We start from the raw sequence: 17453 nt of genomic DNA on the forward strand, positions 1-17453 counted from the left end.
ATCCGTGCGCTCCGCCTCCATCATCGTCCGCAGCGCATACAGCCGCACACAATCTGCGATCCGTTACCCCGAAGTGGTCTCCCGGTGTACCTGGACCGACGCGAATGCCCTCGGGCGGTTAACACCTCCGCCTGACTATGGCGCGGATCACTTCATGAGCCGCCGGATCAGGGGCAGGGCACCCGGGGAACCATGCCCCCCAGGGACGAGGAGCCTGCCTGTGCGTGTAAGCGCCGCGCCCGATCTGTCCTTCTCCAACATGCAGTCGACGATCGCCGTGCTGACGGTCCTGGTCGGCGCGGTCGTCGTCGCCGTGGCCGCCGCCATGCTGCTGCACCGGGTCGCACTGCGCATCGGCCGGCATTCCCAGATCGTCGCCGACCTCGCGCACCGCGGCCGGCGGCCCGTCCGGCTGACCCTGATCCTGCTCGCGCTGCTCATCGGCCTCAACGCCACCCACGAACAGGACTGGACACAGCCGGCGGTCCACGTCTGCGACATCCTGTTGATCGCCGGGATCGGCTGGTGCATCGCCGTGCTCGCGTTCGTCTTCGAGGAGCTGGCGCTCGCGCGCTACCGGGTCGACGTCGTCGACAACCGGCACGCCCGGCGGGTGCGCACCCAGGTCACGCTGATGCGGCGGATCACCGTCGCCATCATCTCGATCATCGCCGGTGCGTCGATGCTCATGACGATCCCGAGCGTGCGCGTCGCCGGGGCCAGCATCTTCGCCAGCGCCGGCGTCGTCGGCATCGTCGCGGGCCTGGCGGCCCAGACCTCGCTGGCCAACGTCTTCGCGGGCCTGCAGCTCGCGTTCACCGACGCCATCCGGGTCGACGACGTGGTCGTCGTCGAGGAGGAGTGGGGCCGGATCGAGGAGATCACGCTGACCTACGTCGTCGTCCACATCTGGGACGACCGGCGGATGATCCTGCCGTCGACGTACTTCACCACGACGCCGTTCCAGAACTGGACCCGCAAGGAGTCCGCGGTGCTCGGCGCGGTCGAGCTGGACCTCGACTGGGAGGTCCCGCTCGAGGAGATGCGCGCCGAGATGCACCGGGTCCTGGAGGCCACCGACCTGTGGGACCAGCGGGTCTGCGTGCTGCAGGTGACCGACGCCGTCGGCGACCACATCCGGATCCGGGTGCTGGTCAGTGGCAAGGACGGCCCGACCACCTTCGACCTGCGCTGCCACGTGCGGGAGGCGCTCGTGCTGTGGGTTCAGCGCAACCACCCCCACGCGCTGCCGCGGACCCGCATCGAGTTCGACGCCGCCGCCCACCTCTCCGGCCCCGGCCACCTCGGCCTCGCCGACGACCACCGCGACGAAGACCGGCACAATGGTGCCGGCCCTTACGGTGCCAAGAGCCGCCGTGACGGAGCCGGCGACCGCGACGGCGGCGCCGTCGGCACCCTGCTGCGCGAGCGGGACGACCGCGGCCGCGCGCCGAGCGACCGGCTCCGCAAGCGCGACGGGGCCCGGCGCGGCTGGGAGCCGATCACCACGATCACCCTGTCCACCCGGGACGGCCACGGCAGCCACCTGCCACCGACGCCCCGCACTCCCGACGACCCGGCCGACCCGGGCCGCACCGGCAATGCCGCGGACGGGCCGCATCCCCCCCACGCCGACGCCGCCGACGACGCGCGGCTGTTCTCCGGCGCCAGCCCGGACGCCGCCCAGCGGGCGCGCGACTTCAGTGAGACCCCCGACCACGACACCGCCGACCCCCCGGATCACCACGGCGACGACGGCCGCGACGATTCGAGCGCCGGGAGGCGGGCCATGTGGGACCCGGACGCCGCCGGCCGTACCGACCGCGGAGCCGGCGCGCAAGATGGCTGAGACGGCGGCCTAGACCGCGGGCAGCACTGCCTCGCCCGACTCCCGCGGTCGGATCCGACGCTTTCGGGGTTCTGGCTACCGTCACGTTGCCCGGCGGCACCCTCTGTGGTGCCGGTGACGGGGAGGTAGCGGCGGGGCCCAACCGCCGAACATACCGAACTGCCGGTCAGGACCAACTGCCGGTCAGGACCAACTGCCGGTCAGGACGCAGGTTCCACTCGAAGCCGCATGAGTCCAGCGGCAGTTGGCCGAAATCCGCACTGCCCAGAGAAGGTCTCCAGGTGCGGCTCGTAATCGACATGCAGCCACGCGGGACAGCATCGGCGCGAAGGAGGTCGGCCCATGAGTCGGCCAAGACGCACCGAACAACTCGTTGAGCTCAGCATCCGTCAGACCAGGACGCACCACCAGCATCGCATCGTTGGCCTGCGACGAATCGCTGATCATCATGCAGAACAGCCTGCCATGCGCCCACGGCGAGAGGCCGGACGTGGCAGAGCCGGCGCGCAGAAGCCGCAGGGGCGTAGTGACTGCGGGGCGTCCCGGCCTGCCGAGAACAGCGAAAAGCCGCCGGGACCGAGGTGCCGGCGGCAGGGCTGTGGAGGGCGGACCGGTGCGGGAGGGACTTGGTGCACGGGCAGGCGCTGGCGGCGGACGGAGCAGGTTGGTCGTCCGGGCCGGTTGACGGGCGGGACCGGCGGGCGAGGTCGGCGCGGTACGGGTTCACGATCCCGCTGCGCGCCGACCTCGAGGCCGTCGGCTTCTCGGCAGTCCCGGAGATCACCTGTCGGTGTCGCCGTGACCGACGGTCGGTCCGGTCACCGGCGGGCGTAACGGCGGCTGCGACCACGCGACCGGCCGTGGCTGTGGCTGTGGCTGTGGCCACCGACGTTGCGCCAGATCAGCAGCACCAGGATGGCGCCGATGATGGAGCCGAGGATCCCGGACGGCTGGAGAGCGCCCTCGCCAATGTCCTTGTTGAACAGGACGTAGCCGAGGAAACCACCGACGAATGAACCGATGATGCCCACGACAATGGTGCCGAGAATACCGATCGGATCGGGTCCGGGCAGCACCACGCGAGCGACCGCGCCGGCAACCAGACCGAGCAGAATCATGACGACGACGAATGTGACCATTTCATTCTCCCTGCCGAGGTGGTTGAGTCTTCTGTCCCCGCACCCGAACGGCATAAACACCGCTATGCACTCTCTTTTCCGGTCCAGTGGGAACAGGCCGGAGGAAGAGGGCGGGGACGTAGCGACCCAACCACCTCGGGCAGGCGGTGCTCAGTCGGCGCGGCGGCGGCGCCGGCGGGCTCGCCGGACCAGCAGCAACAGCGCGGTACCGGCCAGCACGCCACCGGTGGCCCGCGGGTTGTTCCGGGCCCGCTGCCCGGCGGAACGGGCTGCCTTACCGCTGGTGGCGAGGGTCTTCTCGGCCGTGGCGTTCACCTGCGGATGCTGGGCGAGCCGCTCACGCACGGTTCCGACGGCCCGGTCACGAGCGCCGAGCGTCCGCTCCGTCGCGGCGGCCAACCGGGGGTTCTCGGCGACCTTCTCCCGCACGGTCCCGGCGGCCTTCTCCGCCGCGCCGCGGGTCCGCTCGGTTGCCGCCGCGACATGCGGGGCGAGGGTCGCAGCCGCGCCGCTGACGCGCTCGCGCACCTCGGTGGCGCCGACCACCACCCGGTCCCGGGCGCTCGGCGCCTCTCCCGATCCGGATCCCCCCTGGTCCGACGCGCCCTCGCTCGACGCGTCCTCGCCCGCCGTGCCTGCGGCCGCCGCAGACGGGGCCCCGGTGGTGGCCGAGGACGGAAGGGGCCGGGAGGGCTCAGGAGAGGATGCGGCCGCGGTGGCGGGCGGGGAGGCGGTGGCGGGCGAGGAGGCGGAGGGCACCGCTCCGTTCGGCGGCGTGATGGGCGCGGGGTCCGGCGTCGCCGGGTTCGGGTCCACTGACATCGTGTGGTTCCTCCCTGATCGTCTTTCTTCGTCTCGAGGTCTTCCGATCTCGACAGCCTGCGGATCCCGGCGGTCTGGCGAGCTCGGCAGGGCGATCGCCGTGCCGACCCGGCGCCGGGGCCCGCCCCATCCGGCCACCGAGCCGGCCGCCCGATCAAGCCAGCGGTGGCCCGCAGCGGCCCGGCACCCCGGTGGTGGCCGCCGGGACGCCCGCGGTACCGCCGCGAGATGTTCACGATCCGTTCTGCCGACGCCGGTACCCCGTCCACGATGTTGATAACACGATGTGGGGTGCGTGATACGGCAGCGACCCAAAGACCTGTCCGACAACGCACGATATGACCCAAATCTCGGAGTGGTGGGCGCTAAACCGTTTTCTTCCTCATGTCTCTCCCAAACCGGTGGTCGGGACGGACAATGGGAGGTATCGCGCGAGAGGCGAGGCGAGCGGCCCGGGGTCGGTTACGGTGCGGGCAGCAGGCCCGAGGCGGCAGGGGGGTGGCTGATGTCGGACGCGCCTGGGGTGCTCGTCGGGCCGGAGCGGGACGGTCCGCTCGACGGCGTCGCCACCCTCGCCGCCCGCCTCGCGCGGGGCGAGGTGTCCTCCCGCGAACTCGTCGAGGCCGCGCTGGACCGGATCGAGGCTACCCAGTCGACCCTCAACGCCTTCCGCCGGGTCCGGGCCCAGGATGCGCTCGCGGAGGCGGCGGCGGCCGATGCGGAGCTCGCGGCCGCGGCGAGCCACGGCCACGACAGGCCGGCGGCGGGCCGTCACCGCCCCTTGCTCGGCGTCCCGATCGCGATCAAGGATGACACGGACATCGCGGGCCTGCCGACGGCCTTCGGCGCCGTGGGCGAGTTTCCCCCGGCGGCGCGGGACAGCGAGATGGTGCGGCGGCTGAAGGCCGCCGGGGCCATCATCGTCGGCAAGACGAACACGCCCGAGTTCGGCCAGTGGCCGTTCACCGAGGGCCGGGCTTTCGGGGTGACCCGCAACCCGTGGGACCTGGACCACTCTCCCGGCGGCTCGTCCGGTGGGGCGGCGGCCGCGGTGGCCGCGGGCCTGGTGCCCGGCGCGATCGGTTCGGACGGCGCGGGTTCGGTGCGCATCCCGGCCGCCTGGACGCACCTGGTCGGGATCAAGCCGCAGCGCGGTCGCATCTCCAGCGCGCCCGTACGCGAGCAGTTCAACGGCCTCACCGTCTACGGCCCACTGACCAGGACCGTCGCCGACGGCGCCCTGCTGCTGGACGTCCTGGCCGGCAGCCTGCCCGTCGACCGGGACCGGCCGCCGGCGCCGGTCGAGCCGTTCCTGTCCGCGGCCGGGCATCCCCCGCCCCGGCTGCGGATCGGGCTGTCGCTGCACCGCCCCTACAGCGGGATGCCGGCGAGCCTCGATCCCGCGGTGCGCACCGCGGTGGAACGGATGGCCGGGGTGCTTGCCCGGCTCGGGCACGACGTCGTGGCGGTGGAGCCGCCCTACGGCCTGCTCGGCACGCTCTTCCTCCCCCGGTCCATGGACGGCATCCGCGACTGGAGCGGACGGGTACCGGACCCGTCCCAGCTCGACCCGCGGACCGTGGCCAACGCCCGGACCGGCCGTCTGCTGCGCCCGTTCCTGCCGCTCACCCGCGCGGCCGAGCCGCTGGCCCGGCTCAACATCGGCAGGATCTTCCGCCGGGTCGACGTGGTGCTCGCGCCGACGACGGCGACGCCCCCGCCGCGCATCGGCGAGCTCAGCCGGGAGACCAACTGGGCCACCGACCAGGCGATCGTGGCGGCCTGCCCGTTCGCCTGGCCGTGGAACGTGCTGGGCTGGCCAGCCGTCAACGTGCCCGCCGGGCGCACCGCCGCCGGTCTGCCGGTCGGCGCCCAACTCATGGGGCCGGCGCGCAGCGAGGCCCTGCTGATCTCCCTGGCCGCGCAGGTCGAGGACAGCGAGCGCTGGCACCTGCATCACCCGGGCGAACGCTCCGCCCACGCCACCTGACCTTCTGGAAAGGTTTCCGTTACCCGACGGCCGGGTTGCGAGGGTGCGTGGTCGAACGCCCGGTCTGCTCGGGAGAATGAGCCATGCGAACTGCCCGTACGGACCCTGCCGCACCCGCAGCAGCCGACGGGGTGAGCGGTCCGGAGAACCTGCGCCTGCTCGTCGCCGGGGCGGCCGTGCTCGTCCTGGCCCTCGTCGTCGATCTGGGGCCCGGCGTCGCGCTGACGGGATACTTCGGCCTGGGGCCGCTGATCCTCGCCGCCGCCTGCCCACCCCTGATCACCGCCGGGATCGGCGGCCTCACGGTGGTCGTGGCGGTCCTCTCCGGGCTCTGGGACCACCGCTTCGGCACGCAGCCGCACATCGCCGCGATCATCCTGGTCCTGGTCCAGTCCGCGATCGCGGTCTACATCTGTGTGTACCGGGATCGGCAGCGCTCGAAGCTGCACCGCGTCCAGGCCGTCGCCGAGGTCGCGCAGCGGGCACTGCTGCCGGCGGTTCCGAGCCGGCTCGACGGGGCCGGCTTCGCCGCCCGCTACCTGTCCGCGGCGCGGGAGGCGTCCGTCGGCGGCGATCTCTACGAGGTCGTGCCGACCGCGAACGGCATCAGAGTGATCATCGGGGACGTGCGGGGCAAGGGGTTGCCCGCGGTCCGGCTGGCCTCGGTGGTGCTCGGCGCCTTCCGCGAGGCCGCGGTGACCTGGCTGGACCCCGAGCAGGTGGCGGCGTCGTGCGCCCGCGCGGTGGGACGGGAGGCGGGGCTCGAGGACTTCGTCACCGCGCTCGTCCTGGACATCCATCCCGACGGCCGGCTGGGCATGTGCTCGGCGGGCCATCATCCGCCACGGCTCGTCTCGGCGGACCGGTCCGCGACGTTGGAGTTGCGCTCGCCCAGCCCCCCGCTCGGGCTGGCCGAGCGGTTCACCGTCACGACCGCGCACTGGGAGGTCGGCGACCGGCTGCTGCTGTTCACCGACGGGCTGATCGAGGCCAGGGACGGTCAGGGGCGGTTCTTCCCGCTGGACGATCACCTGGACCTGCTGCGGGGCAGCGGCCAGGAGCAGGCTCTCGACCGGCTCATCGCCGCCCTCGGCGCCCATGCCGGGGGGGCTCTGCACGACGACCTCGCGGTCCTGCTGGCCGAACGGCAACCGGCCCCGGTCACCGCGCCGGCCGCACGGACCGCCGCCGACTGACCACGCCGCCGACCGACCGCGCCGCCGACTGACCGCGCCGCTGCCACGTCGAGGGCGGGCCGCCCCTGCACCGGGGCCGGGGCTAGCCCTCGGCCCGCCGGCGGCTGCGGCCCTCCCGCCGGTAGGAGAACGGCCCGGGTAGGTCGACGCTGGACAGGCCGCCGCGACGGTTGCGCGACCAGACCCGCCAGGAGACCCGCCCGAGCTTCAGCGTGACGGAGGACACCCCCCGCTCGCTGATGTTGACGTGAAACGGTCCGTACCGCGGTCGGCGAGTGTAACGCAGACCCATCACAAACCTCCGGAATGGGGCAGCCTCGGTCAGTACGAGGAACCGGCGGCGCCGATATCGCCTTTGTCTCCCGAATTCCCCGGCCTAACCATCAAGCGACACAGGAGCGACCAGTCGTCTTTCGGCCGACATCGGCGGCCCGCGCCCCACCGCCCCACGGAGCCGACTCGATCGGTTACGGTCGGCCCATGCGCAGGGATGTCGAGATCGCCAGCCGATGCCGACGCCCCCCAGCCGGCGGGAGGTGGCCCGCGCGGGCCGCCCACGCCCCGGGTCGCCGGGGGCGCGGGTGAGCGCTGCGGCGGACTCCGGCGACCGCGGCACCGTGCGGCTGCTCGTCGTGCTGGTCATCGTGATGAGCGCGGTGGCCGCGTTCGCGGTCGGCGGCCTGATCGCGGTGTCCGGCGTGCAGGTGAGCTGGGGGCGCGACGGCGGCGGCTCGGCCGGCTCGGCGGGGGCGTTGTCGGCGGCCATCGGCCGCCTCGGCGCGGATGACGGCTCGGGGGTGGCGACGCGGCCGTCGTCGGACGTCGCGTCGTCGGACGTCGCGGCGTCGCCGGAACCGACGCCGACCGCGTCGTCCGGAGCCGTCAAACACCCGGCGCCCGGTGCCGGCGACTCCCCCACGCCGACGACCCCGGCCCCGTTGCGCAGCTGCTCGGCCCCGCCGACCGCCGCGGCCGGCGGGGCAGGGGCGCCGATCCTCATCTACCCCCTGTGCTGACGCCCGTCGAGGCGGGGCTGCCAGTCCGGTGAGCGGCCGGTGAGGGCGATCAGCCGGGTCCACTCGTCGGCGTCGTCCGGCACCGAGACTTCGGTGGCGAAGATGCCGACGACTCGCCAGGCGTCGATCTGCCGGCGCAGGCTGTCGTGGACCCAGCGCACGAGCTCGCGGTTGTTGCCGACGGTCCGCGCCGACGTGGTGTCGCCGGGCAGCCGGCCGGAGGCGTCGATCGCCCGGGCCAGGTCCCAGCTGTGGATGAGCAGGTCGGCGGTGAGCTGGAAGGCGTACTCGTCCGCGGGGGTGGGTCCGAACGACAGCATCGGGATCGCCGACCAGGCCTCCGGCCGGTCCCAGGCGTCACGGCTACGGCGGGCCGTCACCGTCCAGCGCGCGCCCGGGTCCTCCCCGAGCTGATCCCCGTCGAACCGGGTACCGATGTCCTCCCGGGTGAGGCCGGCCAGCAACGGCGGGACCCACAGGTGCTCGACGGTGAGGTGGTTGACCAGCGCCCGCACGTCCCAGTCCCGGCACGGCGTCGGCGCCTCCCAGGAACCGGGCGGCACGGCCCGCACCTGCGTGTCGAAGGTGTCCAGCGCCCAGTCAAGCCAGCTGCGACGTTCCGTGACGGTAAGCGTGCCCACCATCGCCGTGCTCCTTCCGCGCCGCGTGGCCGATCGCCCCCGAGCCGATGCACCCGGCCGCGGCTACCCCGTCCAGTGCCTACCCAGACGGTCAGGCCGCGCAACCGACCCCGCCCGGTCCGGATCGGGTGGTCCCGCGGGGGGGTGGGGTGAGTGCCAGGGGGCAGGTGGGCGCCGCCGCGCGGATCGGGTGGCGCATTCGCGGCGGCCCGGCCCGCGCGGTCAGCCGGCCGCGGGGGGCGCCGCCGGGCCGACTCCGCGCAGCAGCAGGTCGACCAGCGGCGTGACGTGCGCGGCGAGATCGGACCGGGCGGCGGCGTGCTCGTGCGGCGGCATCGCCAGCGCGTGCATGAGCACGCCGCCGAACAGGCCTTCGAGCAGCGGCCGGCCGTCAACCCCCGCCGGCAGCTCGCCGCGGGCGATCGCCCGGTCGACGATGCGCTGGGCCGCGTCGTTGTGCTTCGTGACGATCCGTTCGTGGAAGCCGCCCAGGTCGAGGGCCTCGACGGCGGCGTCGACGGCGATGCGCACCGTGATCCAGCCCACCGGGTCGAGGAAGTGGGCCAGCAGGCTCGAGGCCAGGGCGAGCACGTCCCCGCGCAGCGAGCCGGTGTCGTGGTCGACGACGAGCGGGCGGGTGTAGGCGTCGATCGCGTCGGCCAGCAGCTGTTCCTTGGTCGGCCAGCGCAGGTACATCGACGACTTGCCGACCCCGGCGCGCCCGGCGACGGCATGCATGGTGAAACCCGCCCAGCCGGACCGGGCGTACTCGGCCAGCGCCGCGTCGAGGACCCGCGCCTGCAGGTCCGGGTCCCGGGGCCGCCCGCGCACGGCCTGCCTCGTCGTCGTCTGCGCCATCGATCTCCTCGTCGCCCTCCGCCTGCGGTGTCGCCCACCGCCTGCGGTCCATCATCGCGCGGCGGCCGGCGGCAGCCCTTGCGGACGATCAGTGTCCGCAATAACGTTTGTGATCTGCGATACACCGACAGGTCGCGAAATCCAGGTTCCGGAAGGAGTGCCGGATGGGCACGCTCGACGGCAGGACCGCCTTCATCACCGGAGTCGCCCGCGGACAGGGGCGGGCGCACGCCGTGCGGCTGGCCCGCGAAGGGGCCGACATCATCGGCGTGGACATCTGCGCCGACATCGCGTCGATGGACTATCCGAACGCCTCCGAGGCGGATCTCGCCGAGACCGTCGGGCTCGTCGAGAAGCTCGGCGGGCGGATCGTCGCCCGCCGGGCGGACGTGCGGGACTTCGCCGAGCTCTCCGCCGCCTTCGGGGAGGGGTTGGCCGAGTTCGGGCGGGTGGACATCGTCATCGCGAACGCCGGGATCATCCGGCTGTCGCCGGAGGCGGACCCGTTCACCGAGTGGCAGGACATCATCGACACGAACCTGACCGGCGTCTGGAAGACGGTGCGGGCGGCGTTACCGGCGCTGATCGAGGGCGGCCGCGGCGGGTCGATCATCCTGACCAGCTCCAGCGCGGGCCTGAGGGGGACGGGCAGCCCGGCCGCCGGCCCGCAGGCGTACACGGCGGCCAAACGCGGCCTGGTCGGGCTCATGCAGGTGCTCGCGAACGACCTGGCCAAGCACTGGATCCGGGTGAACACGATCCACCCGACCGGCGTCGCGACCGGGATGACGATGAACGAAGCGATGGCGAAGCTGCTCGCCGAATCGGACAACGCGACCGCCGCGATGCAGAACGCGCTGCCCATCGAGATCCTCCAGCCCGAGGACATCGCCGACGCGGTCGCCTGGCTGGTCTCCGACGCCGCGAAGTACGTCACCGGGATCTCCCTGCCGATCGACGCCGGCTTCGCCGTGCGCTGAGCAGACCCGTCGGCATCGCCTGACGCACCACCGCCGACCAGGGCCGCCGACCAGGGCCGCCGACCACCGCCGCCGGCCGCCGCCAGCCGGTCAGCCGCCGCTGGGCGCATCCCATTCGCGGCACTCATCCAGCTCACACCGGCCGCCTGCAATCATCTCCCCTCATGGATGGTCGCCGACTGCCGTCGTTGCCCGTCGAACGGGACGACGCCTGCCTCCCACCGCCGCACGCCGTACCCCTCCGCCGGCCGGACGCCGCGTGAGTCGTACTCCCCGCCCGGCGGGGCCGGACGAGTCCGCGGCGCCGGCCGGCGTCGTGCCCGCACCGGCGGCGTCCCCCGGCTCCCGGCCGGCCGGCGCCGCGGGTGCCGTCGACCTGCCGCGGACGCTGGTGGTGGCGGACAAGTTCCCCCCGGTCCTCGGCGGCATCCAGACGTTCGCCTGCCACCTCACCGCCGGCCTGCCCGCCGACCGGGTCGTCGTCGTCGCGCCGACGGCGCCCGGCGCCGAGGCGTACGATCGCACGCTGCCCTTCCCGGTGGTCCGGGCCGGCGAGCGGATCCTCACCTCGCCGCGGTCCCGGCGGCTGCTGCGCTCGCTCGTGCGCACCGAGAGCTGCGAGGCCGCCTGGTTCCCCACCGCCGCGCCGTACGGGCTGCTCGCCCCGACGCTGCGCGACGCGGGCGTCACCCGGGTGGTGGCGTCCAGCCACGGGCACGAGGTCGCCTGGTCCCGGCTGCCGGTGGGCTGGTCGCTCGTGCGCTCCGTCGCCGCCCGCGCCGACGTGTTGACCTACCTCACCTCGTTCACCCGGCGCCGGCTGGTCGCCGTGTCCCCGCCGGGCACCACCCTCGCCCGGCTCACCGGCGGCGTCGACACCCGCCGCTTCCGGCCGGGGGCCGGCGGGGACGACATCCGCCGGACCCTGGGCTGGTCGGACCGCCCGGTCGTGATCTGCGTGGCCCGGATGGTGCCGCGCAAGGGGCAGGACACCCTCATCCGCGGCTGGCCCACCGTGCGCCGCCGCCACCCGGGGGCCCGCCTGCTGCTCGTCGGGCAGGGCCCCGCCGAGGGCCGGCTGCGCCGCCTCGCCGGGCAGGTCGGGGTGGCGGACGAGGTGCACTTCGCCGGCGCGGTCGGCGAGGAGGAGTTGCCCGCCTACCTCGACGCCGCCGACGTGTTCGCCATGCCGTCGCGCACCCGCTGGCTCGGCCTGGATCTGGAGGGGCTCGGCCTGTCCTCCCTGGAGGGGGCGGCCAGCGGGCTGCCCGTCATCACCGGCGCCCAGGGCGGCGCGCCGGACGTCGTCCTGCCCGGCCGCACCGGCGAGGTCGTCGACGGCCGGGACACCCCCGCCGTGGCCCGGGCCGTGGTGGAGCTGCTCGACGACCCCGACCGGGCCGCTCGGATGGGCCTGGCCGGGCGGGAATGGATGCGCGAGGCCTGGAGCTGGGGCGGGCTCGCCGGACGCCTCGCCGGGCTGCTCGCGGGGGGCTCGGGTTCCGATCTCGACCCGGTCACGGCACACTCCTGTGAGCCGGCACCAGCGCGTCGCGGAGTCCTCGACGAGGACATGCCGGGGAGCATCACTTCCGAAGGCGTCATCCCGAACGGGATCGAAGCGGACCGGGTCGACGTGGGCCAAGGCCCCTGAGACGACCGCAGACCAGGCGGACGGGAACCAGGCGGACGGGAACCAGGTGGACGCAACGACGGCACCAAGGTCAACGGCACCGGAACCGGCGACGGCACCGGGGGCCGCGGCCGTACCGGGAGCACGCAGACGCCAGGACGGGAGAACCATGAGGCGCCAGGCACCGGAGGCGGCGGGCGGCGGGGCGATGCTCGCGCCGGCCCTCGACGCCGGCCCGAGCGGGGACGTGGCCGTGGCCGCCGCGCCCCGCCGCGGCCGGTTCTGGCTGGTGCGCCCGCTGCTGGCCTGCGCGGCGCCGCTGGTGGCGGCGGTGTGGCTGGTGCGGTCGTGGTCGACGGTGCGGACCGGCATCGACGCGCTGACCAGCGCCCATCCGTTCTGGCTGCTGGGCGCGGTCGCCGTCGCCCAGCTCACCTGGGTTGCCGGCGCGGCCTGCCAGCAGGGGACGGTGCCGCGGTCGCTGCCGGTCCGCCGGCTACTCGCCGCCCAGGTGGCGGGCAGCGTCGCCAATCATGTGCTGCCCGCCGGGTTCGGGGTCGGCGCGGTGAAGCTGCGTTTCCTGCACCGGCACGGCTTCTCCCTGCGGGAGTCCCTGACGGCGGTCGGCCTCGATGCCACCGCCGGGGTCACCACCCATCTGGCCGTGCTGGCCGTCCTGCTGGCGGGGGGATTCCTGCCGATGGACTCCGCCCACCTGCCGGACGGCGGCCCGGTGGCCCTGGGCGTCGCGGTGGCCGCGGCGGCCGTCGCCGTCACCGCGCTGCTGGGCTGGCTGGTGCCGGCGGCCCGCCGGATCGCCCGCGGGGTCTGGGCACGAATCGTCGACCATCTGCGGTCGATGCGCTCCACGATCCGCTCGCCCAGCCGGGCGGCCATGCTGTGGGGTGGCTCGACGGCCATCCCCCTGCTGCACGCCGCGACCCTGTGGGCGATCATGCGCGCGCTGCACCTCCCGCTCGGCGTCGGAGCGGTCTTCGCGCTGTACTTCGCCGCCAGCGCCGCCTCGGCCCTGGTGCCCTCTCCGGGCGGCTTCGGCTCCCTCGACGCGGCCCTGACCGCGGCGATCATCGCCGCCGGCCAGTCCGCCGCCGTCGCGCTCGCCGCGGTCCTGGGCTACCGGCTGATCACCGTGTGGCTGCCGATGGCGCCCTCGGCCTGCGTGCTTGCGCTGATGGTCCGCCGTGGCCATCTCTGACCGGCTCCGCGCTGCGGTTGCCGGTCAGCCGGCACTCGGGCGGTAGAGGCGGGCGTAGGCGCCGCCGTCGGCGAGCAGGCCATGGTGGGTGCCGTCCTCGACGACGCGGCCATGATCCATGACGTAGATGCGGTCGGCGTCGATCACCGTGGACAGCCGGTGGGCGATCACCAGGCAGGTCCGGCCGACGGCGAGCCGGTCCAGCGCCGTGCGCACCGCGGCCTCGGAGACCGTGTCCAGCGCGGACGTCGCCTCGTCGAGCACCAGCACCTGCGGCGACTGCAGCAGGACACGGGCGATGGCGAGCCGCTGGCGCTCGCCGCCGGACAGCCGGTAGCCCCGCGCGCCGACCCGGGTCGCCAGCCCGTCGGGCAGCCGGTCGAGCAGGGCGGACAGGCTGGCCGCGTCGAGGGCGGCCCGCAGCTCGTCGTCGGTGGCGTCCAGCCGGCCGTAGCGGAGGTTCGCCGCGATCGTGTCGTGGAACAGGTGCGGGTCCTGCGGGACCACGCCGACCGCCGCGTGCAGCCGGGCCGGCGGGATCGCGGCGAGCGGGACGCCGCCGAGCAGGACCCGGCCCCGCTGCGGGCGGTGCACCCCACTGGCGAGGTAGGCGATCGTCGTCTTGCCGGCTCCGCTGGCGCCGACGACGGCCGTGGTCGTCCCCGCGGCGACGCGCAGCGTCACCCCCCGCAGGTTCCAGGACGGGTCGTCGGGGGCGGGGGCGTCGGGGTAGTCGGGGGCAGGGGCGGCGGGGGCGGGGTAGTCGGAGGACGGGGCGTCCGCCGCCCGCGCGGGCCCTGGCACGGCCTGGTCGTAGGCGAACCACACGTCGTCGAGCGTCAGGTCGAGGCCCGCCGGCGACGCGTCCGCACCCGGCCCGGTGGCCGGCGCCCGGGGCACGGCGATCGCGGGAGCGGGCCGGGACCGCGAACCCGCCGCCAGGAGATCGGGCGCCGGGCCGGGCGCCGCGACGGGCGCCGGCGACCCGGCGGACATCGCCCTGGCCTCGTCCTCGGGCACGTCGAGCAGGGCGAAGATCCGCCGAAAGGAGGCGCCGGCGCCCGCCAGCTCGGAGCGCAGGTCGACCGCGGAGGACAGCGGACCGAACGACACCAGCAGCGCGCCGCCGAGGGCGGCGACCGTGCCGAGCGTCGTCCGCTCGGAGGAGACCAGCCAGGCGCCGAGGGAGACCACGGCGGTCATCGTCGCGACGATGCCGAGATTGACCAGGAAACGGACCCGTGAGGTGAGCCGGGCCTGCTCCCGTGAGGCGGCCAGCAGCTCGGCGCCGGCCGCGTCGAACCGCTCCCGCTCGTAGTCGACCCGGTCGAACAGCCGCACGTGCAGCGCCCCGGACACCGACGAGGTGTCGGAGACCTGGGCCATGAGCTGGCCGTCAAGCTCGCGCTGACGCTGCGACAGCGCGGCCAGGCGACGCCGCCCGGAACGGATGATCACCAGGGTGGCCGGGGCGAACACCATCACGGCGAGGCTGAGCCGCCAGTCCAGCGCGAAGACGACGACGGTGCCGACGACGATGTCCGCCAGCCGGCAGATCACCGCCTGCACGGTCGCGGAGATCGCGTTCTGGGCGGCCAGAACGTCCGAGGACATCACCGTCATCACCTCGCCCTGCTGGCTGCGGGGGAAGAAGGCGAACGGCAGCCGCTGCAGGTGGGCGTTGACGGCCTGGCGGATGCGCACCGCCACGACCCCGCCGAGCCGGGCGATGAGCGCCATCCGCACGGACAGCACGGTCGACTCGAACACCAGCACCACGCACAGCAGCAGGACGGGGACGACGAGGTCGCGCACCCGGCCGGTCGGCAGCGAGGTGTCGATGAGGTGGCGCAGGATGAACGGCCCCGCGGCCACCGCGGCCGACCCGAGGACGGACAGGCCGACGAGGGCGGCCACGACCCGCCCCTGGTCGGCGAAGAAGCGCTCGCTTCGCCGTGCCTCGACGACGCCGGTCAGCCGGGCGAGCACGCGCGCGTGCAGGCGGGTCACCTTCGACGGGACGGGCGGCGGCTGGCTGGGCACGGGGAGAGGCTACGCGGGCGGCAGGGGCGGGCCTGGGGCTGCCCGAGGCGGCGTCACCACAACCACCCGCAGAGGAAGATTACATTCTGAAGCAGAGGGAACACAATACGTGTTTATCCTGTGCACGGACGCCCCTGCCCACCCGGCTGGTCCCCACGGCCATGACAAGCCCGATCCGCCGGTCGCCCAGGCCGTCCGGCCCCGCGACGCCATCCACGCGATCCACCCGTCGGTCGGGTCCGCGGACGCGGGCCTGAAGAGGGGGGAACCCATGAGTTGGTCCCGCACGTCACGTCGGTGCACTTCACGCACCTTCGTCCTGGCCGCCACCCTGACGGCGGCGCTCGCCTCGCCCGGTCTGCTCGGCACGGGCGCCACCGCGACACCGACCGGCGCCCCGGGCAGCCCGGCGCCGACGGGCAGCCCCACCACCGCGAACCCCACCACCGCGAGCCCCACCACCGCGAGCCCCGCGGGCGGCTACTGCCCCTCCTACCCGTCGACGGCCGGCCCGCTGGGCAGCTGGGAGACCGTCACCGCGCTGCCCGCGCCCCGCGCCCACCTCGCGGCCACCACCGGCTGTGACGGCCGGATCTATGCGATCGGCGGGCAGGAGACCGCCGGTGGCGCGGGCGGCGCCGGCGGCGCGCCGGGTTCGGCCACCGGCTCGCCCACCCAGAGCGCCTCCCCGTCGAGCCCGGCGGGCACCTCCCCTTCCCCGACCTCGACGTCGACCTCGCCCTCAACCTCGACGCCGACCTCGACGCCGACGGGGTCGCCGACCGCGCCGACCACGTCGCCCGCGGGCGGTCCGACCACCAACTCGACGATCATTCCGGGCGCGTTGACCGACGAACCGACGGTCGGCCCGCCGTCCAACGCGCCGAACGACCCGCCCGGCGACAACGGCACCCAGCCCTCCACCGACTCACCCACCGCCGACTCACCCACCGCCACCTCGCCCACCAACGAGTCGTCGGTGACGCCGAGCGGCACCGGCTCGCCGTCCGCGGCGCCCGGCGCCGCCGCCGCGCCGGTAGGCACCGTCCAGGTCTTCGACCCGAAGAAGGACGCCTGGACGGACGCGGCCGACCTGCCGACCCCGCGGACGCATCTCGCCGCGGCGACCGGCACGGACGGCCGGATCTACGCGATCGGTGGCCGTTCCGGCGCCGCGGACGACCCGACGGACACCGTCGAGGTCTACACGCCGTCCAGTGACAGCTGGACGAGCGGGACGGCACTGCCGAAGCCGATGGGTGAGCCGCGGGCGGCCCGCGCGACCGATGGGAAGATCTACGTCCTCGACGGCGACACGCTGGCGATCTACGACCCCGACGCCGCGAGCTGGACCACGGCCGACGCGCCGCCGACGCCCGTCAAGGCGCCGGCCCTCACCGCTCTGCCCGACGGCCGCGTCCTCGCCGCCGGTGGCAGCGCGGCGGGCGGCGGCTCGGCGGCCCGCGCCTCGTCCGACGTGTACGCCTACACGCCCGGTACGGGTGGCAGCGGATCGTGGACCCAGGTGTCCGACCTGCCGACCGGGGTGACCCGGGCGGCCGGCGCGACCGGGCCGGACGGGCGGGTCTACGTCGTCGGCGGCCGGGACGCCGGCGGCGACGTCACGGACGCGGTGCAGGTCTACTCCCCGGACGACGACCAGTGGACCTCCGGGCCCACGGGTGCGGCGTCGAAGCGGGCGGACGCCGCCGCGACCACCGGCGGTGACGGCCGGGTGTACGTGCTGGGCGGCACGTCCGACGGCGGCAAACCCCTGGACACGGTGGGGGCGCTGAGCGGGTAGGCTTCACGCCCGCCCGGGTGGGGCGACCGGCACGGTGCCGGCCGCCCCGCCCTGCGTTGACCGCGAGCAGCCGGACGACCGTCCGCAAAACGGCGGTACACCGGCCGTGGAATTCTTTTGAAGGCCGGCCGGAATCGCGACCAGGACGCGGCCAGATTCCGGAGCATAGGGTCCGGTCCGCCATGATTTTCCGTCGCCTCAAGCTGCTTTCACGGCAGCCCGGAAATCCGCCGCATCGACTACGGACATTACCTTTAGCGGATCTA

The 17453-nt window shown here is 74.3% G+C and carries 14 protein-coding genes; 8 read left to right on the top strand and 6 right to left on the bottom strand.

The features are described from left to right. The first annotated feature begins 220 nt into the window (after positions 1-220). Complete coding sequence (locus tag FRAQA3DRAFT_RS21470) at positions 221-1849, top strand: mechanosensitive ion channel family protein (RefSeq protein ID WP_009741154.1); 1629 nt, start codon at positions 221-223, stop codon at positions 1847-1849. A gap of 818 nt (positions 1850-2667) precedes the next feature. On the opposite strand, the gene FRAQA3DRAFT_RS21475 is transcribed toward FRAQA3DRAFT_RS21470, so the two are convergent. Both FRAQA3DRAFT_RS21475 and FRAQA3DRAFT_RS21480 read right to left on the bottom strand, forming a co-directional pair. Then, the gene (locus tag FRAQA3DRAFT_RS21475) at positions 2668-2988 is read right to left on the bottom strand and encodes a GlsB/YeaQ/YmgE family stress response membrane protein (RefSeq protein ID WP_009741155.1); all 321 of its coding nucleotides are present in this window, start codon (positions 2986-2988) and stop codon (positions 2668-2670) included. A 150-nt stretch (positions 2989-3138) separates the two neighbouring features. Next, positions 3139-3810: a hypothetical protein gene (locus tag FRAQA3DRAFT_RS21480; protein ID WP_009741156.1), complete on the bottom strand. Its 672-nt coding sequence runs from the start codon at positions 3808-3810 to the stop codon at positions 3139-3141. A 505-nt stretch (positions 3811-4315) separates the two neighbouring features. Here FRAQA3DRAFT_RS21480 and FRAQA3DRAFT_RS21485 point away from each other — a divergent pair. Continuing rightward, positions 4316-5800, top strand: a complete 1485-nt coding sequence (locus FRAQA3DRAFT_RS21485) for an amidase (protein WP_009741157.1) — start codon at positions 4316-4318, stop codon at positions 5798-5800. Between the two features lie 83 nt (positions 5801-5883). Continuing rightward, on the top strand, positions 5884-6996 hold the full coding sequence (locus FRAQA3DRAFT_RS21490; RefSeq protein ID WP_009741158.1) for a PP2C family protein-serine/threonine phosphatase: 1113 nt from the start codon (positions 5884-5886) through the stop codon (positions 6994-6996). An 82-nt stretch (positions 6997-7078) separates the two neighbouring features. Here the strand turns inward: FRAQA3DRAFT_RS21490 and FRAQA3DRAFT_RS21495 are convergent, their stop codons facing one another. Further along, the gene (locus tag FRAQA3DRAFT_RS21495; protein WP_009741159.1) at positions 7079-7288 is read right to left on the bottom strand and encodes a DUF4236 domain-containing protein; all 210 of its coding nucleotides are present in this window, start codon (positions 7286-7288) and stop codon (positions 7079-7081) included. A 289-nt stretch (positions 7289-7577) separates the two neighbouring features. Between FRAQA3DRAFT_RS21495 and FRAQA3DRAFT_RS21500 the strand changes: the two genes are divergently transcribed. Next, positions 7578-8012: a hypothetical protein gene (locus FRAQA3DRAFT_RS21500; protein ID WP_035923259.1), complete on the top strand. Its 435-nt coding sequence runs from the start codon at positions 7578-7580 to the stop codon at positions 8010-8012. Here the strand turns inward: FRAQA3DRAFT_RS21500 and FRAQA3DRAFT_RS21505 are convergent. Together FRAQA3DRAFT_RS21505 and FRAQA3DRAFT_RS21510 are read right to left on the bottom strand one after the other, a co-directional pair. After that, a complete protein-coding gene (locus FRAQA3DRAFT_RS21505) occupies positions 7997-8656 on the bottom strand; it encodes a TIGR03086 family metal-binding protein (protein WP_009741161.1) in 660 nt (219 codons plus the stop codon). The two genes, FRAQA3DRAFT_RS21500 and FRAQA3DRAFT_RS21505, sit on opposite strands and share 16 nt — an antisense overlap. A 219-nt stretch (positions 8657-8875) precedes the next feature. Continuing rightward, a complete protein-coding gene (locus FRAQA3DRAFT_RS21510; RefSeq protein WP_009741162.1) occupies positions 8876-9511 on the bottom strand; it encodes a TetR/AcrR family transcriptional regulator in 636 nt (211 codons plus the stop codon). 164 nt (positions 9512-9675) lie between these two features. On the opposite strand from FRAQA3DRAFT_RS21510, the gene FRAQA3DRAFT_RS21515 reads away from it, so the two are divergent. The 3 genes from FRAQA3DRAFT_RS21515 (at position 9676) to FRAQA3DRAFT_RS21525 (ending at position 13340) form a co-directional block, all read left to right on the top strand. Then, positions 9676-10491 (top strand): mycofactocin-coupled SDR family oxidoreductase, encoded by an 816-nt coding sequence (locus FRAQA3DRAFT_RS21515; RefSeq protein ID WP_009741163.1) that lies wholly within the window; start codon positions 9676-9678, stop codon positions 10489-10491. A gap of 259 nt (positions 10492-10750) precedes the next feature. After that, a complete protein-coding gene (locus FRAQA3DRAFT_RS21520) occupies positions 10751-12145 on the top strand; it encodes a glycosyltransferase family 4 protein (protein ID WP_009741164.1) in 1395 nt (464 codons plus the stop codon). A gap of 148 nt (positions 12146-12293) precedes the next feature. Next, a complete protein-coding gene (locus FRAQA3DRAFT_RS21525; RefSeq protein ID WP_009741165.1) occupies positions 12294-13340 on the top strand; it encodes a lysylphosphatidylglycerol synthase transmembrane domain-containing protein in 1047 nt (348 codons plus the stop codon). A 24-nt stretch (positions 13341-13364) separates the two neighbouring features. Here FRAQA3DRAFT_RS21525 and FRAQA3DRAFT_RS21530 read toward each other — a convergent pair whose 3' ends face one another. After that, entirely contained in the window at positions 13365-15383 is a 2019-nt protein-coding gene (locus FRAQA3DRAFT_RS21530) for an ABC transporter ATP-binding protein (RefSeq protein ID WP_009741166.1), read from the bottom strand. Positions 15384-15654: 271 nt separating this feature from the next. Here FRAQA3DRAFT_RS21530 and FRAQA3DRAFT_RS21535 point away from each other — a divergent pair, with 271 nt between their 5' ends. Then, the gene (locus FRAQA3DRAFT_RS21535; RefSeq protein ID WP_035923267.1) at positions 15655-17187 is read left to right on the top strand and encodes a kelch repeat-containing protein; all 1533 of its coding nucleotides are present in this window, start codon (positions 15655-15657) and stop codon (positions 17185-17187) included. The last annotated feature ends 266 nt before the right edge of the window (positions 17188-17453 follow it).

The organism is Frankia sp. QA3 (assembly GCF_000262465.1).
GTDB lineage: Bacteria > Actinomycetota > Actinomycetes > Frankiales > Frankiaceae > Frankia.